This is a genomic window from Pseudokineococcus lusitanus, from assembly GCF_003751265.1.
GTDB lineage: Bacteria > Actinomycetota > Actinomycetes > Actinomycetales > Quadrisphaeraceae > Pseudokineococcus > Pseudokineococcus lusitanus.
This window is the reverse complement of sequence record NZ_RJKN01000001.1, coordinates 31,386-56,125: the sequence shown is the minus strand read 5'-3', so window position 1 is coordinate 56,125 and position 24,740 is coordinate 31,386. Positions and strand designations below refer to the sequence as shown.

Below are 24,740 nucleotides of genomic sequence, written 5' to 3'. Positions count from 1 at the left end.
GTCGGGGGGCCCGCGGTCACTCGCGCCCCAGGTCGCGGTGGACGACGCGGGCGGCCACGTCGTCGCCCCGCAGCCGGCGCGCCAGCTGCTCGCTCAGCGCGACGGAGCGGTGCTTGCCGCCGGTGCACCCGACGGCGACGGTGGCGAAGCCGCGGTGCTCGCGGCGGTACCCGGCGACGACCGGCTCGAGGGCGGCGGCGTAACGGTCGAGCCACTCGAGCGCGCCGTCCTGCTGGAGGACGAAGTCGCGGACGACCGGCTCCTGGCCGGTGTGCCCCCGCAGCGCCGGGTCCCAGTACGGGTTGGGCAGGAAGCGGACGTCGACGACGTGGTCGGCGTCGACGGGGATGCCGTACTTGAAGCCGAAGGACATGACCGTGAGGCGCAGCCGCGGCCGGCCCTCCTCGCCGAAGGAGTCGGTGACGCGGGCGCCGAGCTGGTGGACGTTGAGGTCGCTCGTGTCGACGAGGAGGTCGGCGCCGCCGCGCAGCGCCGCGACGAGCTCCCGCTCCCGCCGGATGCCGTCGAGGATGCGGCCGTCCGCCTGCAGCGGGTGGGGGCGGCGGACCGACTCGAAACGGCGGACGAGGGCCTCGTCGCTCGCGTCGAGGAAGAGCACCCGGACGACGACGCCCTGCTCGCGCAGCTCGCCGAGGGCGGTCTGGACCTCGGGGAAGAACTCCTGGCCGCGCACGTCGAGGACGACGGCGACGCGCGGGAGCGCCCGCCGCGCCCGCGAGGCGACCCCGGCCAGCGCGGAGAGCATCTGCGGCGGGAGGTTGTCGACGACGTACCAGCCGACGTCCTCGAGCCGGTCCGCCACGGTGGACCGGCCGGCGCCGGACATGCCGGTGATGACGAGCACCTCGGTGCCGCGGCCGGTGGCCCCGTCCTCGGGGGCGTCGGCGGGGCCGCCGTCCTCGGCGGCGGGCGGGCGGGAGGGCAGGGGCCCGGTCACGGAGATGCCCTCGGGGGCGTCGCCGCCCGCCGGCACGGGCACCTGGTCGGGGAGGGCGGCCGCGGGGCCCGCCGGGCCGGTCGACCAGCCGGGGGGCTCGTCGTCGTCCGGCGGCGCCGTGGACCGGCCCGGCTCGCCGGCCCGGCCGGGCACGAGCACGGGGATCTCGCCGGTCTCCTCGAGGTTGCCGCGGTCGCGCCGCGACCGCCCGTCGGTGGTGTCGGGTCCGTCCGGGTGCGCCACGGGCTGATCCTCGCAGCGCCGGGCCCGCCCGTCGACGGCGCCCGCGCCGCCGGGGCGCCCGTCCGTCGTCCGGCGCAGCCCGCGCGGCTCACTCGTCGTCGAGCAGCTCGCCCGTCGCGGTGTTGACCCGCAGGCCCTCGTCGGTCGTCGACGCCTCGCCCGTCCGCCCGGCGGTGGCCGCGGCCGGGGCGAGGGCGTCGAGCACGGCCCGCGCCGTCGCCGGGCCGACGCCCGGGACCTCGCACACCTCGTCGACGGTCGCCGCCCGCAGCCGCTTGAGCGAGCCGAAGCGCTTGAGCAGGGCCTGCCGGCGGGCCGGGCCGAGCCCGGGGACGTCGTCGAGCGCGCTCCGGGTCATCGACGAGCTCCGGCGCTGCCGGTGGTAGGTGATGGCGAAGCGGTGGGCCTCGTCGCGGACGCGCTGGAGGAGGTAGAGCCCCTCGCTCTGCCGCGGCAGGACGACGGGGAACTCCTCCCCCGGCAACCACACCTCCTCGAGGCGCTTGGCGAGGCCGCACAGCGCGACGTCCGAGACGCCCAGCTCCTCCAGCGCCCGCGCGGCCGCGGCGACCTGCGGCGGACCGCCGTCGACGACGACGAGCTGGGGCGGGTAGGCGAAGCGGCGCGGCCGGCCGGTGCGGGGGTCGACGGGCTGCCCGACGGCGTCGTCCTCGCCCGCGGGGTCGTCGGGGTCCGCGGGCACGTCGGCGCCGGAACGGCCGGTGACGGCGACGCCGTCGTCCGCCGCTCCCCGCGCCGCCTCCAGGTGCCGACGGAACCGCCGCACCATCACCTCGTGCATCGCGGCGGTGTCGTCCTGCGCGTCGCCGGCCCGCACCGACTCGCCGCGCACGGCGAAGCGCCGGTACTCGCCCTTGCGCGGCAGGCCGTCCTCGAAGACGACCATCGACGCGACGACCTCCGTGCCCTGGAGGTTGGAGACGTCGTAGCACTCGATCCTCAGCGGGGCCTCGTCGAGGCCGAGGGCGTCCTGCAGCTCGGCGAGCGCGAGGCTGCGGGTCGTGAGGTCGCCGCCCCGGCGCGTCTTGTGCAGCGCGAGCGCCTGCGAGGCGTTCTTGGCCACCGTCTCCATGAGGGCGCGCTTGTCGCCCCGCTGGGGCACGCGGACGTCGACGGCCGCGCCGCGCAGGCCGGACAGCCAGGTCGTCACGCCCTCGGCGTCGGTGGGCTGCACGGGGACGAGCACCTCACGCGGCACCGCCCCGGGCGCCGAGCGCCGGGCCCGGGCGGCCCGCTCGGCGAGCTCGGCCCGGTCGCCGCGCACGCCGCCGCCGCCGACCGCCTCGGCGGGGGCGGGCGCCCCGCCCTCGCCGCCCTGCTCGCCGTACACCTGCTGCAGGAGGTGCTCGACGAGGTCCGCCGTCGTGACGTCCTCGACCTTCTCGACGACCCAGCCCCGCTGGCCGCGCACGCGCCCGCCGCGGACGTGGAAGACCTGCACCGCGGCCTGCAGCTCGTCCTCGGCGAGGGCGAAGACGTCGGCGTCGGTGGCGTCGGGGAGGACGACGGCGCTCTTCTCGAGCGCCCGGCGCAGCGCGCCGAGGTCGTCGCGGCGGCGGGCCGCCCGCTCGAAGTCGAGGTCGGCCGACGCCGCCCTCATCTCGTCCTCGAGGCGACGGACGAACTTCTGGGTGCTTCCCGCCATGAAGTCGGCGAGGTCCTCGGCGAGCGCGCGGTGGTCCTCCTCGCTGATCTTGCCGACGCAGGGGGCCGAGCACTTGCCGATGTAGCCCAGCAGGCACGGCCGCCCGACCTGCGCGGCGCGCTTGAGGACGCCGGCCGAGCAGCTCCGGATGGGGAAGACCCGCAGGAGGAGGTCGACGGTCTCGCGGATGGCCCACGCGTGCGTGTACGGCCCGAAGTAGCGGGTGCCGGGGCGCTTGGCGCCGCGCAGGACCTGGACGCGGGGGTACTTCTCCCCCATCGTCACGGCGAGGTAGGGGTAGGACTTGTCGTCGCGGTACTTGACGTTGAACCGCGGGTCGAACTCCTTGATCCAGGCGTACTCGAGCTGCAGCGCCTCGACCTCGGTGGCCACGGTCGTCCACTCGACGGAGGCCGCGGTCGTGACCATCGTCTGCGTCCGCGGGTGGAGCCCGGCGACGTCCTGGAAGTAGGAGGCGAGCCGCTGCCGCAGGCTGCGCGCCTTGCCGACGTAGACGACCCGGCCGGCGGCGTCGCGGAACCGGTAGACGCCCGGGGAGTCGGGCACCTCCCCCGGCCGGGGGCGGTAGGTCGACGGGTCTGCCACCGCCTCAGCCTAGGCGGGCCCTGCGACGGCTCAGACGGCCCCGACGGCCCCGACGGCCCCGACGGCGCGGGCGGGCCCGGGGTGGGCCGCGGCGTCCGCGGCGACGAGCGCGGGCAGCTCGTCCACGGGCAGGGCGCGCGACCAGAGCCACCCCTGGCCCAGCGTCGCGCCGGTGGCGAGCAGCGGGGCCACCTGGTGCTCCTCCTCGACGCCCTCGACGAGGACCACGAGGCCGAGCGAGCAGGAGAGCTGGACGAGGGCCTCGAGGACGCGGCCGGTGCGGGGCGTCCCGACGCCGGCGACGAGGGAGCGGTCGACCTTGACGACGTCGACGGGGAGACGGGCGAGGTAGGTCATCGAGGCGTAGCCGGCGCCGACGTCGTCGAGCGCCACGCGGCAGCCGCCGTCGCGCAGCGCGCGCAGCACGTCGAGCGCCGGGTCGTCCTCGGTGACGAGCAGGCCCTCGGTGACCTCGACGACGAGCAGGCCCGGTGCCACGCCGGCCGCCGCCAGCTCGGCGAGGACGACGTCCGGGTAGCCGGGGTCGCGCAGCTCGAGCGGCGAGGCGTTGACCGACAGCGTCAGGCCGCGGGCGGGCCCGCCGGCCGCGACGAGCGCCGCGAGCCCCCGGCGCAGCGCCGCCCGGCCGACCGCGGGCACGAGGCCGGCGGCCTCGGCGACGGGCACGAACTCGTCGGGGCCCACGCGGCCGAGGACCTCGTCGGTCCAGCGCGAGAGCACCTCGAAGCCCTTGAGCCGGCCGTCCGCGAGGTGCACGAGCGGCTGGAGCTCGACGGAGAGCGCGTCGGCGGTGACGGCCTGGCGCAGCCGGTGCTCGACGAGCGCGCGGCGTCGCACGCGCTCCGCGACCTCGCCGCGGAAGAGGGCCGTGCGGTCGCCGCCGGCGCGGCCGGCCGCGGTGACGGCCGTCGTCGCCTCGGCGAGGAGCTGGGCGGCCGTCGTCGGCGCGACGGCCGCGGTGGCGGCGGGCAGGGCGTCCACGCCGGCGACGCCGGCCCGGGCGGTGAGCCGCAGCGCCGGCCCGGCCGCGGCGACGAGGAGGGCACGGGCCTCCTCCGCGACCGCCTCGGCCTCGGTGGGGCCGGTCGGGCAGAGGAGGGCGAGGTCGTCCGCCCCGAGGCGGTGCGTCCGGTCGTCGCCGAAGCGGGCGGCCAGGGTGGCGGCGAGGCGGACGAGGAGCTCGTCGGACGCCGTGCGCCCCAGGCGCTCGTCGAGGGCGGCGAAGTCGTCGACGTCGAGGAGGACCACGGAGGCGGGCGACCCATCGTCGAGGAGGCCCGCGAGGCGGCCGGTGAGCGCGCGGGCGTTGCCGAGCCCGGTGAGCGCGTCGTGGCGCGCCTCCTCGGCGAGGCGGCGCACCGCCCGCAGCCGGGCGCGCAGCCGGAGCACCTCGCGCAGGCCGGCGGAGCCGACGGCGAGCAGGCCCAGGACCACGGCGACGGTCCCGCCGCCGTTGCGGGGCAGCGCGGCGAGCGCGCCCAGCCAGGCGACGTAGACGGCCGCCGTCGTCATGACGGTGGCGGAGGACTCGCCCTCGTCGGTGCGCCCCGAGCGGGCGGTGAGGGGACGCCGTCGGGCGATGGCGTCGACGCCGCCGAGGATCACCGGCCACGCGAGGCACTGGGTGGCGGCGAGCGGCCAGGACCACAGCGCCGCGCCGGCGAGCAGCTCGCGGGTGACGGCGAGGTCGCCGACCGCGAGGGCGGCGAGGCCGACGAGGAGGACGGCGACGCCGAGGTCGCGGCCGACCATCGCGACCTGCGCGATGAGGGAGCCGATGACGAGGTAGAGGACGACGACGAGGACGCAGAAGACGACGAGCCCGGGGGCCTCGCCGGCGCCGGAGGGGAAGAAGCCCATCCAGACGGCCACGGCGGCGCCGAGGGCGAGGACGACGGCGTCGACGCCGAGCGTGCGGAGCGCGCCGACCCGGCCCGCCGGACGGGGCAGGCGGAGCACGCCCACGAGGGCGAGGGGCCCCGCGCAGATGCTGATGGCGTCGCCGAGGTTGGGCCGAGGCGGCGGCCCGGTGGCGAGCACGACGACGAACGCGCTGACGAGCTCGCCGCCGCACCAGGCGGCGGCCGAGGCGGCGAACCAGCGCCGGGCCGAGCGGCCGCGGACGGGGCCGCGGCGGGCGAGGACGACGGCGGCGCCGACGAGGCCGGTGACGGCGACGACGAAGGAGGCCGTGAGGGGTGCGGCCGCCGGGGCGGCCATGCCGACGGCGACGACCGCGACGGCGCAGAGGAGCCCCACGAGGGACCCGGTGACCACGGGCAGCAGGGCGCCCCGGCCGTCGTGACGGCGCGGGCGCCGGGCGGCGGCGCCGGGATGCCGGCGGCCGGACGGCGTGCCGGTCGGGGACGGCGGTCCGGCGGGCGCCGCGCCGACGTCGTCGGCGGGCGTGCGGGGGCGCGGCGGCGACGCCGACGCCGCGGGGCGCCCGGAGGCGCTCGGGGCGGGGGCGGTGGTCACCCTCCCCCGATCGGCCGGGCCCCTCCCCCGCTTGAGGCGGGCCGGCGGGGGCCCGGGCCCGGCGGGGGCCCGGTGTCCCCCGGACGGCCCCGTCCGGGGCGGCCCGGTCGGGTCAGGCGGGCGTGGCCACCCGCCGGCGCGGCGGTGCCGCGGGGCCGTCCGTCGACGCGGCCGGCAGCCCGAGCGACGCGGCGAGGAAGCGGCCCGTGTGGCTGGCCGCCACGCGCGCGACCTGCTCGGGCGTGCCCTCGGCCACGACCTTGCCGCCCCCGCCGCCGCCCTCGGGCCCCATGTCGACGACCCAGTCGGCGCTCTTGACGACGTCGAGGTTGTGCTCGATGACGAGGACGGTGTTGCCCTTGTCCACGAGCCCCTGGAGGACCCCGAGCAGCTTGCGGACGTCCTCGAAGTGCAGGCCGGTGGTCGGCTCGTCGAGGACGTAGACCGTCCGGCCGGAGGACCGCTTCTGCAGCTCCGAGGCCAGCTTGACGCGCTGGGCCTCGCCGCCCGACAGCGTCGGGGCGCTCTGCCCCAGCCGCACGTAGCCGAGGCCGACGTCGACGAGCGTCCGCAGGTGCCGCGCGATGGCCGGCACCGCCGCGAAGAAGTCGACCGCCTCGGAGATCGGCATGTCGAGGACGTCCGCGACGGTCTTGCCCTTGAAGTGCACCTCGAGCGTCTCGCGGTTGTAGCGGGCGCCCTGGCACACCTCGCACGGCACGTAGACGTCCGGCAGGAAGTTCATCTCGATCTTGATCGTGCCGTCGCCCTGGCAGTTCTCGCAGCGGCCGCCCTTGACGTTGAAGGAGAAGCGGCCGGGCTGGTAGCCGCGGACCTTCGCCTCGGTCGTCGTGGCGAAGAGCTTGCGCACGTGGTCCCACACGCCCGTGTACGTGGCCGGGTTCGAGCGGGGCGTGCGGCCGATGGGGCTCTGGTCGACGTGGACGACCTTGTCGAGGTGGTCGAGCCCCGTGACCGTGCGGTGACGGCCCGGGACGCGACGCGCGCCGTTGAGCTTGTTGGCGAGGACGGTGTAGAGGATGTCGTTGACGAGCGTCGACTTGCCCGAGCCAGAGACGCCGGTGACGGCGACGAAGCAGCCCAGCGGGAAGGCGACGTCGACGCCCCGCAGGTTGTTCTGCCGGGCGCCCTTGACGACGACCTGGCGCTCCTTGTCGCGCTTGCGGCGCGTGGTGGGCACCGGGACGGTCTGGCGCCCGGACAGGTAGGCGCCGGTCACCGAGGTCGGGTGGTCGAGCAGCCCCTGGACGGGGCCGGAGTGGACGACGTGCCCGCCGTGCTCCCCCGCGCCGGGGCCGACGTCGACGACCCAGTCGCTCGCCCGGATCGTGTCCTCGTCGTGCTCGACGACGATGAGGGTGTTGCCGAGGTCGCGCAGCCGCGTCAGCGTGTCGATGAGCCGGCGGTTGTCGCGCTGGTGCAGCCCGATGCTCGGCTCGTCGAGCACGTAGAGGACGCCGACGAGGCCCGACCCGATCTGCGTGGCGAGCCGGATGCGCTGCGCCTCGCCGCCGGACAGCGTCCCGGCCGCCCGGTCGAGGGAGAGGTAGTCGAGCCCGACGTCGAGGAGGAAGCCGAGGCGGGCGTTGATCTCCTTGAGCACCGCCGCGGCGATCTGGCGCTCGCGCGCGCCCAGCTCGAGCTCGCGCAGGAACTGCGCCGCCTCGTCGACCGGCAGCGCGCAGACCTCGGCGATGGACCGTCCGCCGACGGTGACGGCGAGGACCTCGGGGCGCAGGCGCGTCCCCTTGCAGACGGGGCAGGGCGTCTCCCGCATGTAGCCCTCGTAGCGCTCCCGCGACCAGTCCGAGTCGGTCTCGGCGTGCCGGCGCCGGACGAAGGGGACGACGCCCTCGAAGCCCGTGGAGTACGCCCGCTCGCGGCCGAAGCGGTTCTTGTAGCGGACGTGCACCTCGTGCTCGTGGCCCTCGAGCAGGGCCGTGCGGGCGCGCTCGGGGAGGCCGCGCCACGGGACGTCCATGGAGAAGCCGAGCTGGTCGGCGAGGCCCCGCATGACGCGCTGGAAGTACTCCGCCGAGCCCGCCGCGGTGGCCCACGGCGCGATGGCGCCCTCGGCGAGGGTCAGCTCGTCGTCGGGCACGAGCAGGTCCGGGTCGACCTCGAGCCGGGTGCCGATGCCGGAGCACTCGGGGCAGGCGCCGTAGGGGGCGTTGAAGGAGAAGGTGCGCGGCTCGACCTCGTCGAGCTGCAGCGGGTGCTCGTTGGGGCACGCCAGCTTCTCGGAGAAGCGGCGCTCGCGCTGCTCGCCCTCCGCGGCGTCGACGAGGTCCACGAGCAGGACCCCCTCGGCGAGCCCCAGGGCCGTCTCGACGGAGTCGGTCAGCCGGCGCTGCACGCCCTCGCGGACGACGAGGCGGTCGACGACGACCTCGATGTCGTGCTTGAACTTCTTGTCGAGCTGCGGCGGCGTGGCCAGGGAGACCACCTCGCCGTCGACCCGGGCGCGGGAGAAGCCCTTGGTCTGCAGGTCCGCGAAGAGCTCGACGAACTCGCCCTTGCGGCCGCGGACGACCGGCGCGAGGACGAGGAAGCGGGTGCCCTCGGGCATCTCGAGCAGACGGTCGACGACCTGCTGCGGCGTCTGGCGGCCGATGGCCTCGCCGCAGACCGGGCAGTGCGGCTGGCCGGCGCGGGCCCACAGCAGCCGCAGGTAGTCGTAGACCTCGGTGATGGTGCCGACGGTCGAGCGCGGGTTGCGGCTCGTCGACTTCTGGTCGATCGACACCGCCGGGGACAGGCCCTCGATGAAGTCGACGTCGGGCTTGTCCATCTGCCCGAGGAACTGGCGCGCGTAGGCGGAGAGCGACTCGACGTACCGGCGCTGCCCCTCGGCGAAGATCGTGTCGAACGCGAGCGACGACTTGCCCGAGCCCGAGAGGCCGGTGAAGACGACCATCGCGTCGCGCGGCAGGTCGAGGGACACGTCGCGCAGGTTGTGCTCGCGCGCGCCACGGACGATGAGCTCAGGCTGCACGGCTCGATCGTATGTCCGGGGACCGACGGCGCCGACCGCGGCGGGGGCCGTCCGCCCCCGCCGCCCGTGGCCCCGCGTCAGGGTCGGGGCGCGGCGGCGTCCTCGACGGCCTCGAGCACGTCGACGTCCTCGAGGAGCCCGGTGCCGCGGGGGCCGCCCGAGCCGGCCGGGTACTCCTCCAGCGGCACGCGCCCGCCCCGCCAGGCCGCGAGCACCGGGTCGACGACCCGCCAGCACTCCTCGGCGATGTCCCCGCGGACCGACAGCGTCGGGTCGCCGGCGAGGACGCCGTGCAGCACCTGCGCGTACGCCGAGAGGCTCCCCGGCGAGAGCTGGGTGGTCAACGACGTCCGCTCGAGGGTGAAGGCGTCGTCCTCGCCGTTGACGTCGAGCTCGAGGGTGAGGTCGTCGGGGCCGAAGCCGATCCGCAGCCGCGTCGGCGACGGCGTCCCCAGCAGCCCCGTCGGCAGGTGCGGGACGTGCCGGAAGGTGACGACGGCCTCCTTGCGGCGCGTGCCGAGGGCCTTGCCGGAGCGCAGCCGGAACGGCACGCCCGCCCACCGCCACGTGTCGACGGCCAGCACCACCTCGGCGAGCGTCTCGGTGCCCCGGTCCGGGTCGACGCCGTCGGAGTCGGCGTAGGCGCCCACCTCGCGGTCGCCGAGCCGGCCGGCGGTCCACCGCGCCCGCCGGGTGCAGGCGGCCGGGTCCTCGGGGTCCCACAGCCGCGTCGCGCGCAGCACCTCGGCCTTGCGGTCGCGCAGGTCGCGCTCGGAGACGGTCGCCGGCGGGTCCATGGCGAGCAGGGCCAGCAGCTGGAGGAGGTGGCTCTGCACCATGTCGACGAGGGCGCCCGCGTGGTCGTAGTAGCCGGCCCGCCCCTCGAGCGCGAGGTCCTCGTCGAAGACGACGTCGACGCGCTCGACGTCGCGCGCGGTCCAGGAGTTCTCCAGCAGCCGGTTGGCGAAGCGCAGCCCGAGGACGTTGAGGACGGTCGACTTGCCGAGGAAGTGGTCGACCCGGTGGACGCGCTCCTCGGGGACGAGGCGGCGCAGCACCGCGTCGAGCTCGACGGACGACGGGTGGTCGTGCCCGAAGGGCTTCTCGAGCACGAGCCGGAGGCCGTCGGGCACCTCCGACGGGTCGAGCGCGCGGCAGGCGGCCCCGGTGACCTCCGGCGGCAGCGCGAAGTAGCAGACGACCTGCTCGTCGTCGCCGTCGTCCCCGCCCGCCCCGTCGCCGTCGGGGCGCGCGGCCCGGGCCAGCAGCCCGGCCAGACCGCCCTCGGCGGTGACGTCGACCGGCTCGTAGCGGGTCGTCGCCAGCAGCTCGTCGACGGCGGCCCCCGTCGCGCCGGCGGCGTCGACGGCCGCGCGCACGCGCTCGTGCCACCAGGCGTCGTCGTGCTCGGCGCGGTCGGCGCCGACGAGCCGGACGGGCGCGCCGGGGACGTCGCCCGAGGACAGCAGGTCGGCGAGACCGGGCAGGAGGAGGCGGGAGGCGAGGTCGCCGCCGGCGCCGAGGACGACGAGCGTGGTCACGGGAGATCTCCTCGCTGCGGGCGGTGCGCCGGCCGTCCGGCCGTCGCGCCCCGGACACAACCGCGGGGCCCCGGCCCCCGCAACCGCGGGGCGTCCGCCCCGGCGGCCGCGCGCGGTCGCCGCCCCGCCGGGCGGGCGCCCAGCCGGGCGGGCGCCCGTGCCGCCGCGCCCCGGCCGTGGGAGCCTCGCCCCCATGCCCCCGGAGGACCGTCCGACCGCCGCCCCCGACCTCCCGGGCGGCCAGTCCCGGATCGAGGACCACGCCCTCCTCAGCGACTGCCACAGCGCCGCGCTCGTGAGCCGCGACGGCAGCGTCGACTGGCTCTGCCTCCCCCGCTACGACTCCGCCGCCGTCTTCGCGGCCCTGCTCGGCGACCCGTCCCACGGGCGCTGGCAGCTGCGCCCGGCGGACGACGCCGCCACCTCGCAGCGGCGCTACGTCGGCGACTCCTTCGTCCTCGAGACGACGTGGACCACCGAGACAGGGGTCCTGCGGGTCACCGACCTCATGCCGACCAACGACGACCGCGCCGACGTCGTGCGTCGTGTCGAGACGCTCGAGGGCGTCGTCCGTGTCCGCCAGGAGCTCGTCGTCCGCCCGCAGTACGGCACGGTCGTCCCCTGGGTCCGCCGCGTCACCGACCCGGACGGGCTCGACGGGCTGCTCGCCGTCGCGGGCCCGGACGCCTACCTGTTGCGCGGCGGGCCGATGCCGACGCCCGTCGACCACCGCCACGTCGGCGAGTGGGACCTGGCGGCGGGCGAGCGCCACGACGTGAGCCTCACCTGGTACCGGTCGTACCGGGACATGCCCCGGCGCCTCGACGTGCAGGAGCGCCTCACGGCGACGCTGGCGTGGTGGCAGGACTGGGCGGACCGGGCCGACCCCGGCCACCACCACCCCGCGGCCGTCCAGCGGTCGCTGCTCGTGCTCCGCGCCCTCACCCACGCCGACACCGGCGGCATCGTCGCGGCGGCGACGACGTCGCTGCCCGAGGACTTCGGCGGCGAGCGCAACTGGGACTACCGCTACGTGTGGCTGCGCGACGCCGCGCTGACGCTCGAGGCACTCCTGACGCACGGCTACCGGGAGGAGGCCGAGGGCTGGCGCCGCTGGCTGCTGCGCGCCGTCGCCGGCGACCCGGCGGACGTCCAGATCATGTACGGCCTCGCCGGCGAGCGGGAGCTGCCCGAGCGCGAGCTCCCGCACCTGCCCGGCTACGCGGGGTCGCTGCCCGTCCGCGTCGGCAACGGGGCCGTCGACCAGTACCAGGCGGACGTCCTCGGCGAGGTGCTCGTCGCGCTCGACCGCGCGCGCCGCGAGGGCGTGGCCGAGGACGAGTTCTCCTGGCCGCTGCAGCGCGCGCTCCTCGGGTACGTCGAGGAGCACTGGGACCGCCGCGACCACGGCATCTGGGAGATGCGGGGGGACCTGCAGCACTTCACGCACTCGCGCGTCATGGTGTGGGCCGCCCTGGACCGCGGGGTCCGCGCCGTGCAGGAGGGGGGCATGGACGGCCCCGTCGAGCGGTGGGCCGCGCTGCGGGACCGGGTCCGCGCCGAGGTCGAGGAGCACGGCTGGGACGCGGAGCGGGGCACGTACACGCAGGTGTACGGGTCGACCCACGTCGACGCGTCCCTCCTCATGCTCCCCCAGGTCGGCTTCCTCGCGGCCGACGACCCCCGGATGCTCGGCACCGTGGCCGCCATCGAGGCCGACCTCCTGCGGGACGGCCTCGTGCTCCGCTACGACACCGGGCCGGGCCTCGACGGCCTCGCCGGCGACGAGCACCCGTTCCTCGCCTGCACCTTCTGGCTCGTCGAGCAGCACGCCCGGAGCGGGCGGCTGGGCGACGCCCACGCGCTCATGGAGCGGGCGCTGGCCTGCAGCAGCGACCTCGGCCTGCTGTCGGAGGAGTACGACACCCGGGCCGGGCGGCAGGCGGGCAACGTCCCGCAGGCGCTGAGCCACCTCGCCCTCGTCCGCGCGGCCGACGCCCTGGCCGACTGCACCCCCGAGGCGTCCCGGTGAGCCCGGCGACCGGCGACGACGCCGCGGGCGGGGCCGTCGTGGACGACGGCCTCGAGGACGCGCAGCTGCACGTCGTCCACGTGGGACCCATGGACAACGTCGCGTACCTCCTGCGCTGCCGCGCCACCGGCGCCGGGCTGCTCGTCGACGCCGCCGCCGAGGCGCCGCGCCTGCTGGCCCTCGTCGGGGACCGCCTCGACGTCGTCGTGACGACGCACCGCCACGACGACCACCACGCGGCCCTGGCCGACGTCGTCGCCGCCACGGGCGCCCGGACGCTCGCGGGCGCGGACGACGCCGACGCCCTGCCCGTGCCCGTCGACGAGGGGCTGCACCACGGCGACGTCGTGCGCGCCGGCGACCTGGCGCTCGAGGTGGTCCACCTCCGCGGCCACACGCCGGGCTCGGTGGCCCTCGTGCACCGCGACCGCGGCGGCCGCGTGCTCGCCCTCACCGGCGACAGCCTCTTCCCCGGCGGGGTGGGGAACACCTTCGGCGACCCCGCGGCCTTCACGACCCTGCTCGACGACGTCGAGGCCCGGCTCTTCGAGGTGCTGCCGGACCGCACGGAGGTGCTGCCCGGCCACGGGGCGCCGACCACGCTCGGCGCCGAGCGGCCGTCCCTCGCCGCGTGGCGCGCGCGGGGCTGGTGAGCCCCGCGCGCGCGGCTCAGGTCGTCCGGCCGGCGCGCTCGCGCCGCCGGCTGACGGCCAGCGACACCGCCGCCGTCACGCCGAGGATGACGACGATGGCGGACAGCGACAGCCAGATGGGCACGACCGGCGCCCACTCGACGGGCTCGCCGCCGTTGAGGAACGGCAGCGAGTTCTCGTGCAGCGCCTCGAGGACGAGCTTCACGCCGACGAAGGCCAGCAGGACCGCCAGGCCGATGTCGAGGTAGATGAGCTTCTTCAGCAGGTCCCCCACGAGGAAGAACAGCTGCCGGAGCCCCATGAGGGCGAAGAGATTGGCCGTGAGGACGATGTACGGCTCGCTCGTGAGGCCGAAGATCGCCGGGATCGAGTCGAGCGCGAAGAGCAGGTCCGTCGTCCCGAGCGCCACGAGCACGAGCAGCATCGGCGTGACGGCGCGGCGACCGGCCTCGCGCACGACGAGCGTCGGCCCGCGGTAGTCGGGCGTCACGGGGACGACCCGCCGCACGAGCCCGACGAGCCGGTTCTCGTGGAACTCCTCCTCGTCGTCACCGCCCGCGCCGCGGACGAGGTTGACCGCGGTGAGGAGGAGGAAGGCGCCGAAGAGGAAGAACACCCAGCTGAAGGCCTCGATGAGGCTCGCACCGACGGCGATGACCGCCGCCCGCAGCACCAGGGCCAGCACGATGCCGATGAGCAGCGCGTTCTGCTGGAGGTGCTGCGGGACGGCGAACCGCCGGAAGATCAGGAGGAAGACGAAGAGGTTGTCCACCGAGAGCGAGTACTCGGTGAGCCAGCCCGCGTAGAACTCGCCCGCCGCCTGACCCCCCGCGAAGTACCAGAGCCCGAGGCCGAACACCACGGCGGCGGCGACGAAGCCGGCCAGGTGACGGGCGCTCTCCGCCGTGCTCGGCACGTGCGGGTTGCGCCGGCTGAGGACCACGTCCGCGGTGAGGAACACCACCGCGGCGACGATCGTGGCGGCCCACAGCCACCCCGGGACGGTCACCGCGACGCGCCCCCGCGGCCGGCGTCACGCGGGCCGCGCGGCGTGTCGTCCGGGACGTCCTCGAGGGCGCCGCCGTCGCGCTGCCCCTCGCCGACCGGCGTGCGGCTGGGCGTGGGCGCCTCGTCGGGACGGCCCGCGCCGCGCTGGTCGACGGCCGCGGCCGACGCCATGCGCTTGTTCTCGCGCAGGGACAGCACGGTCGTCACGCCCAGCGCGAGGAGGATGAAGAGCAGCGACAGCCAGGTCGGGATCTCCGGGATCGCCGTCACGTGCTCGCCGCCGTTGATGAACGGCAGCTCGTTCTCGTGGAGGGCGTGGATGAGGAGCTTGATGCCGATGAAGCCGAGGATCGCCGCGAGGCCGTAGTGCAGGTAGACGAGGCGGTCGAGCAGGCCGTCGATGAGGAAGTAGAGCTGGCGGAGGCCGAGCAGCGAGAACGCGTTGGCCGTGAAGACGAGGTACGGCTCCTGCGTGAGGCCGAAGATGGCCGGGATCGAGTCGACCGCGAAGAGCAGGTCCGCGCTGCCGATGGCGATCATCACGACGAGCATCGGCGTGACGAGGCGCTTGCCGTCGATCTTCACGGTGAACTTGTCGCCGTGGTACTCGTCCGTCGTGGGCAGGACCTTCTTGGCCAGCCGCAGGACGCCGTTCTCCTTGAACTCCTCGTCCTCGTGGGAGTCCGTCCGGCCCGCCCGCGCCTGCGCCCACGCGGTGTAGATGAGGAACGCGCCGAAGATGTAGAACACCCAGGCGAAGTTCTCGATGACGGCCGAGCCCAGCGCGATGAAGATCGTGCGGAAGACGAGGGCCAGCGCGATGCCGATGAGCAGCACCTTCTGCTGGTACTCGCGCGGCACGGCGAAGCTGCTCATGATGAGCACGAAGACGAAGAGGTTGTCGACCGACAGGCTCTTCTCGGTGATGTAGCCGGCGAAGTACTCGCCGCCGAACGTCGGGCCGGCGAAGACGAGCACGCCGACGCCGAAGAGCACGGCGATGCCGATGTAGGCGGCCGACCAGATGGCCGCCTCGCGGATGCTCGGGCTGTGCGGGGTCCGCACGTGGACCACGAAGTCGTACGCGATCATGCCGACGATGCCGGCCACGGTGATCGCCCAGACCCAGATGGGCACGTCCATGGGGTTGTCCTCCGGTGGGTGGTGTTCACGACCGGAGGTCTCTCCCGCCCACCACCCGACCGGCAGGCCGGGTGGGCACGGACCGCCGGCCCCGGAGGCACAGCGTCGGCGTGACCGACGGCTGCCCCGTGTTGACGAGACCGACGCGCAGGGATACTCCCCTCCGCGCGGAGAGTACCGGTCCCCCGACCACCCGGCCCGCCACGACGGGCCGCGCCCCGACGTCCCCGCCGCTCCCCGCGGGGGTCAGCCGGTGGCGGCCTGCATGCCGCGCAGCTCCTTCTTGAGGTCCCCGAGCTCGTCGCGCAGCCGCCCCGCGAGCTCGAACTGCAGCTCGGCCGCGGCGGCGTGCATCTGGTCGGTGAGGTCCTGGATGAGCTGGGACAGGTCGGCCGCCGGCATGGCGGCCACCCGGGCCCGTCGCGTCGCGTCGTCCTCACCGGGCCGGGAGGCCATGCCGGGCACCGGGGTCTTGCCGCGCGACTGCTGCCGCCCCGCCCCGCCGAGCAGCGCCGCGGTGTCCGCGTCCTCCCGGGCGAGCATGTCGGTGATGTCGCGGATCTTCTTGCGCAGGGCGGTCGGCGTGACGCCGTTCTCGCGGTTGTAGGCGAGCTGCACGTCACGACGACGGTTGGTCTCGTCGATGGCCTGGGCCATCGACGGCGTGATGCGGTCCGCGTACATGTGCACCTGGCCCGACACGTTGCGGGCCGCGCGCCCGATGGTCTGGATGAGCGACGTGCTGCTCCGGAGGAAGCCCTCCTTGTCCGCGTCGAGGATGCTGACGAGAGAGACCTCGGGCAGGTCCAGGCCCTCGCGGAGCAGGTTGATGCCGACGAGGACGTCGAAGTCGCCCTGCCGCAGCTCGCGGAGCAGCTCGACACGCCGCAGCGTGTCGACCTCCGAGTGCAGGTACCGCACCTGCACGCCGTGCTCGAGCAGGTAGTCGGTGAGGTCCTCGGCCATCTTCTTCGTCAGCGTGGTGACGAGGACGCGCTCGTCGCGCTCGGCACGACGGCGGATCTCCTCGAGCAGGTCGTCGATCTGGCCCTTCGTCGGCTTGACGACGACCTCCGGGTCGACGAGCCCCGTCGGGCGGATGATCTGCTCGACGTACCCGTCGCCGCGGCCCAGCTCGTAGGAGCCCGGGGTGGCCGACAGGTAGACGGTCTGCCCGATGCGGGTGAGGAACTCCTCCCACTTGAGCGGCCGGTTGTCCATGGCGCTCGGCAGCCGGAAGCCGTGGTCGACGAGGGTCCGCTTGCGCGACATGTCGCCCTCGTACATCGCCCCGATCTGCGGGACGGTGACGTGGGACTCGTCGAGCACGAGGAGGAAGTCCTCGGGGAAGTAGTCGAGCAGCGTGTGCGGCGCGGTGCCGGCCTCGCGGCCGTCGATGTGCCGGGAGTAGTTCTCGATGCCCGAGCAGGAGCCGACCTGCCGCATCATCTCGATGTCGTAGGTCGTCCTCATGCGGAGCCGCTGCGCCTCGAGCAGCTTGCCCTGCTGCTCCATCTCGGCCAGGCGGCCCTGCAGCTCGGCCTCGATGGAGCCGATGGCCCGCTCCATGCGCTCGGGGCCGGCGACGTAGTGGGTGGCCGGGAAGACGTACATCTCCTGCTCCTCGGCGACGACCTCGCCGGTGAGCGGATTGAGCGTGTACAGCGACTCGATCTCGTCGCCGAAGAACTCGATGCGGAGGGCGAGCTCCTCGTAGACGGGGATGATCTCGACCGTGTCGCCCCGGGCACGGAAGGTGCCGCGCGTGAAGGCCAGGTCGTTGCGCGTGTACTGCATGCCGACGAACTTCCGGAGCAGCTCGTCGCGCTCGACCTGCTGGCCGACGTGCAGCCGTGCCATGCGGTCGACGTACTCCTGCGGCGTGCCGAGGCCGTAGATGCACGACACCGAGGCGACGACGACGACGTCCCGCCGGGTGAGCAGCGAGTTGGTGGCGGAGTGCCGCAGCCGCTCCACCTCGTCGTTGATGGAGCTGTCCTTCTCGATGTACGTGTCCGTCTGCGGGACGTACGCCTCGGGCTGGTAGTAGTCGTAGTACGAGACGAAGTACTCGACGGCGTTGTGCGGGAGCAGCTCGCGGAACTCGTTGGCGAGCTGCGCCGCGAGGGTCTTGTTGGGCGCCATGACGAGCGTGGGGCGCTGGAGCTTCTCGATCATCCACGCCGTCGTGGCCGACTTGCCGGTGCCGGTGGCCCCCAGCAGGACGACGTCCTTCTCCCCCGCCCGCACGCGCCGCTCCAGGTCGGCGATGGCCGTGGGCTGGTCACCGCTCGGCGAGAACTCCGACACCACCTCGAAGGGGGCGACGCGACGCTGGAGGTCGGTGACCGGTCTCATGCCGACAACGGTAGGCGCCCCCACCGACAGCGGCCCCGGCGGAGCCCGTCGACGTCCCTCAGCCGCGCGCCCGGGCCAGGGCCGCGCGGATCCACGGCCCCTTGCGCTCGGCGTAGTGGTCGACCGAGTCGTGCGGCTCCGCGGCCAGCCGGGCCTTCAGGGCGGCGTAGGCGTCGCGCTCCGCCGGGTCGCGGCGCAGGAGGTCGCGCAGCGCCAGCACGTCGCGCTCCTGGCCGCCCGCCACCCGGACGTGGCAGTTGACCGGCCGCGCGCGGTCCGCCTCGGTGGCGAAGGCCTTGGGCCGCGGGCCCTCCGGCAGCTCGTCCCACCACTCCCCCGGCGGCCGCACGAGGCCCGCGGCACGCAGGTCGTCCGCCACCGCGCCGGCGGTCGCGAGGTCGTCCACGACGACCTGGACGTCGAGGACGTCCTTGGCCGGCAGCCCCGGGACCGAGGTCGAGCCGACGTGGTCGACCGACCGGGCCCGGTCCCCGGCCGCGCGCCGGACCCGCGCGAGGACACGGGCGGCCTGGGCCGGCCACGTGGGGTCCGGGGCGACGAGGACGGCGTGGTCCGGCCGGGGCGCGCGGCGGCCGTGCCGCAGGTGCTCCTCGAAGGGCAGGAGCCGCTCCTCCCACAGGGCGTCCACCTGCCGCTCGAGCGCGGCCACGTCCCCCGCGCCGTCGAGGACGACGTCGGCGGCGGCACGGCGCCCGTCGTCGTCGGCCTGCGCCCGGACCCGCGCCCACGCGTCCTCGGCGGGCAGGCCGCGCGAGGCCACGAGGCGTGCCACCCGGACCTCGGCCGGGGCGTCGACGACGGCGACGAGCGGCCACTCCGCGGCGCGGCCGGTCTCGACGAGCAGGGGGATGTCGTCGACGACGACGGCGTCGTCCGGCGCCGCGGCGACGAGCTCGTCGCGCCGACGGCGGACGAGGGGGTGCGTGATCGCCTCGAGCTCGCGGCGGCGGTCCGCGTCGGCGAAGACGACGCGGCCCAGCGCGGGCCGGTCGAGCGCGCCGTCGGGCCCGAGGACGCCCTCGCCGAAGGCGGCCACGACGGCGGCCAGGCCCGGCGTGCCGGGCGCCACCACCTCGCGGGCGAGCGCGTCGGCGTCGACGACGACCGCCCCCCGCGCCGCCAGCCGCCGCGCGGCCGTCGTCTTCCCCGCGCCCGTCCCGCCCGTCAGCCCCACCCGCAGCACGGGCCGACCCTACGAGCCGCCGGCCACGGGCGCGTCGGAGCGGGGCCGGTGCCCCCGGCCCCGCCGGGCCGGAGGACGCCGCAGGGGCCCGGCGCCGTGGCGCCGGGCCCCTGCGGGCCGTGCTGGTGGTGCGGTCGTGCGGTCGTGCGGGGCGTGCGGCTGGTGTCAGCTGCCGGCGCCGGTGAGCTTCTCGCGCAGCGCCGCCAGGGCCTCGTCGGAGGCGAGGGTGCCCTCCGACGCGGGGGCCGAGGAGGACGACGACGAGGAGCTCGAGGAGGAGCTGCTCGACGAGCCGGAGCCCGAGGAGGTGCCGCGGTCGGCGGGGCCGCCCGAGGAGTAGGTCGTCGGCGTGGCGTCGCCCGCCGTGACGGCCTCGGCCTCGGCCTGGCTGGCTGCCGCGACCTGCGCCTTGTGGGCCTCCCAGCGCGCCTGGGCCTCGGCGTACTGCCGCTCCCACTCCTCGCGCTGGGTCTCGAAGCCCTCGAGCCACTCGTTGGTCTCGGGGTCGAAGCCCTCGGGGTACTTGTAGTTGCCGGCCTCGTCGTACTCCTGCGCCATGCCGTAGAGCGACGGGTCGAACTCGTCGCTCGTGGGGTCGACGCCCTCGTTGGCCTGCTTGAGGGAGAGCGAGATGCGACGACGCTCGAGGTCGATGTCGATGACCTTGACGAAGATGTCGTTGCCGACGCCGACGATCTGCTCCGGCACCTCGACGTGGCGCACGGCCAGCTCCGAGATGTGGACGAGGCCCTCGATGCCCTCCTCGACGCGCACGAACGCGCCGAAGGGGACGAGCTTCGTGACCTTGCCCGGGACGACCTGGCCGATGGCGTGGGTCCGGGCGAACTGCTGCCACGGGTCCTCCTGCGTCGCCTTCAGCGACAGGGAGACCCGCTCGCGGTCCATGTCGACGTCGAGGACCTCGACGGTGACCTGCTGGCCGACCTCGACCACCTCGGAGGGGTGGTCGATGTGCTTCCAGGAGAGCTCGGACACGTGGACGAGCCCGTCCACGCCGCCGAGGTCGACGAAGGCGCCGAAGTTGACGATCGACGAGACGACGCCCGACCGGACCTGGCCCTTCTGCAGGGTCTGCAGGAAGTTGTGGCGCACCGCCGACTGCGTCTCCTCGAGCCAGGCACGGCGCGAGAGGACGACGTTGTTGCGGTTCTTGTCGAGCTCGATGATCTTCGCCTCGAGCTCCTGGCCGACGTACGGCTGCAGGTCGCGGACCCGACGCATCTCGACGAGCGAGGCGGGGAGGAAGCCGCGGAGGCCGATGTCGAGGATGAGGCCGCCCTTGACGACCTCGATGACGGTGCCGGTGACGACACCCTCCTCCTCCTTGATGCGCTCGATCGTGCCCCAGGCGCGCTCGTACTGGGCGCGCTTCTTGGACAGGATGAGCCGGCCCTCCTTGTCCTCCTTCTGGAGGACCAGGGCCTCGACCTCGTCGCCGACGCCGACGACCTCGTTGGGGTCGACGTCGTGCTTGATCGACAGCTCGCGCGAGGGGATGACGCCCTCGGTCTTGTACCCGATGTCGAGGAGCACCTCGTCCCGGTCGACCTTGACGATCGTCCCGGAGACGATGTCCCCGTCGTTGAAGTACTTGATGGTCGCGTCGATCGCGGCGAGGAAGTCCTCGGCCGTGCCGATGTCGTTGATCGCGACCTGGGGCGCGGTGCGCTCGGTGGTGGTGGTCATGAAGTCGTCGGGCTCCGTTACGGGCTGGGCGTCGCGGCGGGGCCGCGTGGCTCGCGGCACCGCCTCTGCGGTCGGTGGACGTGCGCGCACGGGCGCGGACCGCGAGATCGGCGCCCGGCGCCGCGGCAGGGCCGGCGGCGGGGGGCGAGGATGACGTTCGCCGCGCGCTGGACGCGCGCCTGCCAAGAGTACGCGCGGCCGTCACGGGGGGTCAAAGCAGGAGGCGCCCGCGTGTCCGCCGGTAACGCCAGGCGGTCGGCGCCGACGCGGGTCCCGCACCCCGCCCGGCACCCGGGGGGCCGTGGCGCGCGACGATGCGCCGGTGAGCACCGACGTCACCGGGACCCCCGACCGCGCCGACGCCCCCGGGGGCCGGTCGCCCCTCGCGGCGGCCGGTCACCGGGCGGTGGACGCCGCGGAGAGCGTGCGGGCCAACCGCGGGTGGTGGGACGAGGCCGCCGCCGGGTACGTCGCCGAGCACGACGGGCACCTCGGCGGGCGCGACCTCGTGTGGGGGCCGGAGGGGCTGCGCGAGGCGGACGCGCGGCTGCTCGGCGACGTCCGCGGACGACGGGTGCTCGAGGTGGGCTGCGGCGCGGCGCACGGCAGCCGCTGGCTCGCCGACGCCGGCGCCGAGGTGGTCGGCCTCGACCTGTCCGGGGGGATGCTGCGGGAGGGACGGGCCGCCGACGCGCGCCTGCCGCTCCTCCAGGCGGACGCCGCCCGCCTGCCGCTGGCCGACGCGTGCGTCGACGTCGCCGCCTCCGCCTACGGCGCGCTGCCCTTCACGGCCGAGCCGGAGCGCGTCCACGCCGAGGTCGCGCGGGTGCTGCGCCCGGGCGGCCGCTGGGTCTTCAGCCTCACCCACCCCGTCCGCTGGGCCTTCCCCGACGACCCGGGCGAGGCGGGGCTCACGGCGACGTCGAGCTACTTCGACACGACGCCGTACGCGGAGACGGGCGAGGACGGCGCCGTGCTCTACGCCGAGCACCACCGGACGCTCGGCGACCGGGTCCGCGAGGTCGTCGCCGCCGGCTTCCGGCTCGTCGACCTCGTCGAGCCGCGCTGGCCCGCCGGCCGCGACGTCGTGTGGGGCGGCTGGAGCCCCCTGCGGGGACGCCACCTCCCCGGGACGGCGGTCCTCGTCTGCGACCTGCCGGGCTGACCGCGGCCGCGGCGCACGGGTGCCGTGGCCCGGCCCGCGGCGGGGGCGCCCGCCGCGGGCCGACGCGTCAGTGGCCGGCCTCGTGCCAGGACGTGCCGACGCCGACGGACACGTCGAGGGGCACGGAGAGCTCCGCCGCGCCGCCCATCTCGCGGCGCACGAGCGCCTCGAGCACCTCGCGCTCCCCCGGGGCGACCTCGAGCACCAGCTCGTCGTGGACCTGGAGCAGCATCCGCGAGCGGAGGCCCTCCTCGGCCAGGGCGCGCTCGACGCCCAGCATGGCCACCTTGATGACGTCGGCGGCCGAGCCCTGGATGGGCGCGTTGAGCGCCATCCGCTCGGCCATCTCGCGCCGCTGCCGGTTGTCGCTCGTGAGGTCCGGCAGGTAGCGGCGCCGCCCGAGGATGGTCTCGGTGTACCCCGTCGTCCGGGCCGCGTCGACCACCCCGCGCAGGTAGTCGCGGACCCCGCCGAAGCGCTCGAAGTAGTCGTCCATGAGGCCGCGGGCCTCGTCGACGGCGATGCGCAGCTGGCGGGAGAGCCCGAAGGCGGACAGGCCGTAGGCCAGCCCGTACGACATGGCCTTGATCTTGCTGCGCATGGCCGGCGTCACCTCGGCCGGCTCGACCTCGAAGACACGGCTGCCGACGAAGCTGTGGAGGTCCTCCCCCGAGCGGAACGCCTCGACGAGCCCCTCGTCGCCGGACAGGTGCGCCATGATCCGCATCTCGATCTGGCTGTAGTCGGCGGTGAGCAGGCTCTCGTAGCCCTCCCCGACGACGAAGGCCTGGCGGATGCGGCGGCCCTCCTCCGTGCGGATGGGGATGTTCTGCAGGTTGGGGTCGGTCGACGACAGCCGCCCGGTGGCCGCGATGGTCTGCTGGTACGTGGTGTGGATCCGCCCGTCGGGCGCCACCGTCTTGAGCAGGCCCTCGACCGTCTGGCGCAGCCGGCTCGCGTCGCGGTGGGCGAGCAGGCGCACGAGGAACTCGCTGCCCTCCGTGTCCTCGGTCTTGACGAGCAGGTCGGCCAGCGCCTCGGCGTCGGTCGTGTACCCCGTCTTGTTGCGCTTCGTCTTCGGCATGCCGAGCTGCTCGAAGAGCACCTCCTGCAGCTGCTTGGGCGAGCCGAGGTTCACGCGCCGGTCGATGACGGCGTACGCCGCCTCGGCCTGCTCGGAGACGGTGGCGGCGAACTGCTCCTCCAGCGCCTCGAGGTGGGCCCGGTCGGCGGCCACGCCGCGGCGCTCCATCCGCGCCAGCACGCCGACGAGCGGCAGCTCGAGCTCGGCGAGCAGCGCCGAACCGCCCCGCTCGGCCAGCTCGCCGGCGAGCACGCCGGACAGCTCGAGGACGGCGGCGGCCCGGACGGCCGCGGCGGGCGCCGGGTCGGGCGTCGTCGCCGCGCCCGTGCCGTCGACGTCGAGCGCCAGCTGGTCGTCCGCGTCCGCGGGGGCGGCGGCCTCGCCGGCCGGCTCCTCGAGCCGCAGCTCGCGGTGCAGGTGCCGCAGCACGAGGTCGGCGAGGTCGAAGGAGCGCTGGTCCGGCCGGCACAGGTACGCCGCGAGCGCCGTGTCGTCGACGAGGCCGGCGACGGGCAGGCCGCTGCCCGCCAGCGCGAGGAGGGGGCCCTTGGCGTCGTGGAGCACCTTCGGCCGGTCGGCGTCGGCGAGCCAGGCCGCCACCGCCGCGCGCCCCTCGTCGTCGAGGGGGTCCGGCTCGTCGTCGCCGCCGAGGGGGAACCAGGCGGCCCCGCCCTCGCCCGCCACGGCGAGACCCGTGACCTCGCCGGTGCCGCCGCCCCAGCGGCCCGTGACGTGCAGCGCGGCCCGCCCCGCCGCCCGCGCGTCGAGCCACGCCGCGACGTCCGCGCCGCGCGGCCGGGCGACCTCGACGGCGAAGCCGCCCTCCGCCTCCGGCTCGGCGGCCTGGAGGGTGGCGAAGAGACGGTCGCGCAGCACCCGGAACTCGAGGGAGTCGAAGACGCGGTGGACCTCCTCCCGGTCCCAGGCGACGAGCGCGAGGTCGTCGACGCCCACCGGGAGGTCGAGGTCGGCGACGAGGCGGTTGAGCCGCCGGTTGCGCAGCACCTGGTCGAGGTGCTCGCGCAGCGAGGCGCCCGCCTTGCCGGAGATGGTGTCGACGGCGGCGACGACGCCCTCGAGGCCGTCGTGGGTCGCCAGCCACTTGGCGGCCGTCTTGGGCCCCACGCCGGGCACGCCCGGCAGGTTGTCGCTCGTCTCGCCGACGAGCGCGGCGAGGTCGGGGTAGCGCGCCGGCCGCACCCCGTACTTCTCCTCGACGGCGTCCGGCGTCATGCGGACGAGGTCGGAGACGCCCTTGCGGGGGTAGAGGACGGTGGTGGCCTCGTCGACGAGCTGGAGCGCGTCCCGGTCCCCCGTCGAGACGAGCGTCTCGAAGCCCCGCGCCCGGGCCTGGGTGGCGAGGGTCGCGATGACGTCGTCCGCCTCGTAGCCCTCCTTCTCCACCACGGTGATGCGCAGCGCGGCGAGGACCTCCTTGACGAGCGGCACCTGCCCCGCGAACTCCGTGGGCGTCTTGGCGCGGCCGGCCTTGTACTCGGCGTACTCCGCCGCCCGGAAGGTCTGGCGCGAGACGTCGAAGGCCACGGCGACGTGCGTGGGCGCCTCGTCGCGCAGGACGTTGATGAGCATCGACGTGAAGCCGTAGACGGCGTTGGTGACCTGGCCGGTGCTCGTGGAGAAGTTGTCCGCCGGCAGGGCGAAGAAGGCGCGGTAGGCCATGGAGTGGCCGTCGACGAGGAGCAGGCGCGGCCGCGGGCCGTCCCCGACGGCGTCGAGCCGCGGGTCCGCCAGGGGGTCGGCCGGGGGGTCGACGAGGGCGTCGGCGGCCGGGCCGGTCAGCGACGTGTCGGCCGCGGCGTCGGGGCGGAGGAGGTCGCTGTCGGTCACGGCGGCAGA

General features: G+C 75.4%; 14 protein-coding genes. 3 read left to right on the top strand and 11 right to left on the bottom strand.

The genetic code is table 11. The annotated features are described in order from the left end of the window. Positions 1-16: 16 nt before the first annotated feature. From rapZ to EDC03_RS00180, 5 genes are all read right to left on the bottom strand, one after another. Positions 17-865, bottom strand: a complete 849-nt coding sequence (gene rapZ, locus EDC03_RS00205; protein WP_422393776.1) for an RNase adapter RapZ — start codon at positions 863-865, stop codon at positions 17-19. A gap of 424 nt (positions 866-1,289) precedes the next feature. After that, positions 1,290-3,473 carry an excinuclease ABC subunit UvrC gene (gene uvrC / locus EDC03_RS00200; protein ID WP_123378222.1) on the bottom strand — a complete coding sequence of 728 codons (2,184 nt, stop codon included), beginning with the start codon at positions 3,471-3,473 and terminating at the stop codon, positions 1,290-1,292. A 30-nt stretch (positions 3,474-3,503) separates the two neighbouring features. Then, entirely contained in the window at positions 3,504-5,771 is a 2,268-nt protein-coding gene (locus EDC03_RS17415; protein ID WP_158674150.1) for a bifunctional diguanylate cyclase/phosphodiesterase, read from the bottom strand. Positions 5,772-6,084: 313 nt separating this feature from the next. Beyond that, positions 6,085-8,988 (bottom strand): excinuclease ABC subunit UvrA, encoded by a 2,904-nt coding sequence (uvrA, locus tag EDC03_RS00185; protein WP_123378221.1) that lies wholly within the window; start codon positions 8,986-8,988, stop codon positions 6,085-6,087. A gap of 77 nt (positions 8,989-9,065) precedes the next feature. After that, positions 9,066-10,529, bottom strand: a complete 1,464-nt coding sequence (locus tag EDC03_RS00180; RefSeq protein WP_199719809.1) for a glucose-6-phosphate dehydrogenase — start codon at positions 10,527-10,529, stop codon at positions 9,066-9,068. Between the two features lie 193 nt (positions 10,530-10,722). On the opposite strand from EDC03_RS00180, the gene EDC03_RS00175 reads away from it, so the two are divergent. Continuing rightward, the gene (locus EDC03_RS00175) at positions 10,723-12,561 is read left to right on the top strand and encodes a glycoside hydrolase family 15 protein (protein ID WP_123378219.1); all 1,839 of its coding nucleotides are present in this window, start codon (positions 10,723-10,725) and stop codon (positions 12,559-12,561) included. Then, positions 12,558-13,214 (top strand): MBL fold metallo-hydrolase, encoded by a 657-nt coding sequence (locus tag EDC03_RS00170; protein ID WP_241966935.1) that lies wholly within the window; start codon positions 12,558-12,560, stop codon positions 13,212-13,214. The genes EDC03_RS00175 and EDC03_RS00170 overlap by 4 nt, the downstream gene beginning before the upstream one ends. 16 nt (positions 13,215-13,230) lie before the next feature. On the opposite strand, the gene EDC03_RS00165 is transcribed toward EDC03_RS00170, so the two are convergent. From EDC03_RS00165 to rpsA, 5 genes are all read right to left on the bottom strand, one after another. Then, on the bottom strand, positions 13,231-14,223 hold the full coding sequence (locus EDC03_RS00165; protein ID WP_123378218.1) for a TerC/Alx family metal homeostasis membrane protein: 993 nt from the start codon (positions 14,221-14,223) through the stop codon (positions 13,231-13,233). Then, positions 14,220-15,365 (bottom strand): TerC family protein, encoded by a 1,146-nt coding sequence (locus EDC03_RS00160; RefSeq protein ID WP_123378217.1) that lies wholly within the window; start codon positions 15,363-15,365, stop codon positions 14,220-14,222. The genes EDC03_RS00165 and EDC03_RS00160 overlap by 4 nt, the downstream gene beginning before the upstream one ends. A 246-nt stretch (positions 15,366-15,611) precedes the next feature. After that, on the bottom strand, positions 15,612-17,723 hold the full coding sequence (gene uvrB, locus EDC03_RS00155) for an excinuclease ABC subunit UvrB (protein WP_123378216.1): 2,112 nt from the start codon (positions 17,721-17,723) through the stop codon (positions 15,612-15,614). 58 nt (positions 17,724-17,781) lie between these two features. Then, positions 17,782-18,927 carry a dephospho-CoA kinase gene (gene coaE / locus EDC03_RS00150; protein WP_123378215.1) on the bottom strand — a complete coding sequence of 382 codons (1,146 nt, stop codon included), beginning with the start codon at positions 18,925-18,927 and terminating at the stop codon, positions 17,782-17,784. Between the two features lie 165 nt (positions 18,928-19,092). Next, complete coding sequence (gene rpsA / locus EDC03_RS00145; protein WP_123378214.1) at positions 19,093-20,634, bottom strand: 30S ribosomal protein S1; 1,542 nt, start codon at positions 20,632-20,634, stop codon at positions 19,093-19,095. Between the two features lie 322 nt (positions 20,635-20,956). Here rpsA and EDC03_RS00140 point away from each other — a divergent pair, with 322 nt between their 5' ends. Further along, complete coding sequence (locus EDC03_RS00140; protein WP_123378213.1) at positions 20,957-21,799, top strand: class I SAM-dependent methyltransferase; 843 nt, start codon at positions 20,957-20,959, stop codon at positions 21,797-21,799. A gap of 67 nt (positions 21,800-21,866) precedes the next feature. Here the strand turns inward: EDC03_RS00140 and polA are convergent, their stop codons facing one another. After that, entirely contained in the window at positions 21,867-24,635 is a 2,769-nt protein-coding gene (gene polA / locus EDC03_RS00135; protein ID WP_422393775.1) for a DNA polymerase I, read from the bottom strand. Positions 24,636-24,740: the final 105 nt, after the last annotated feature.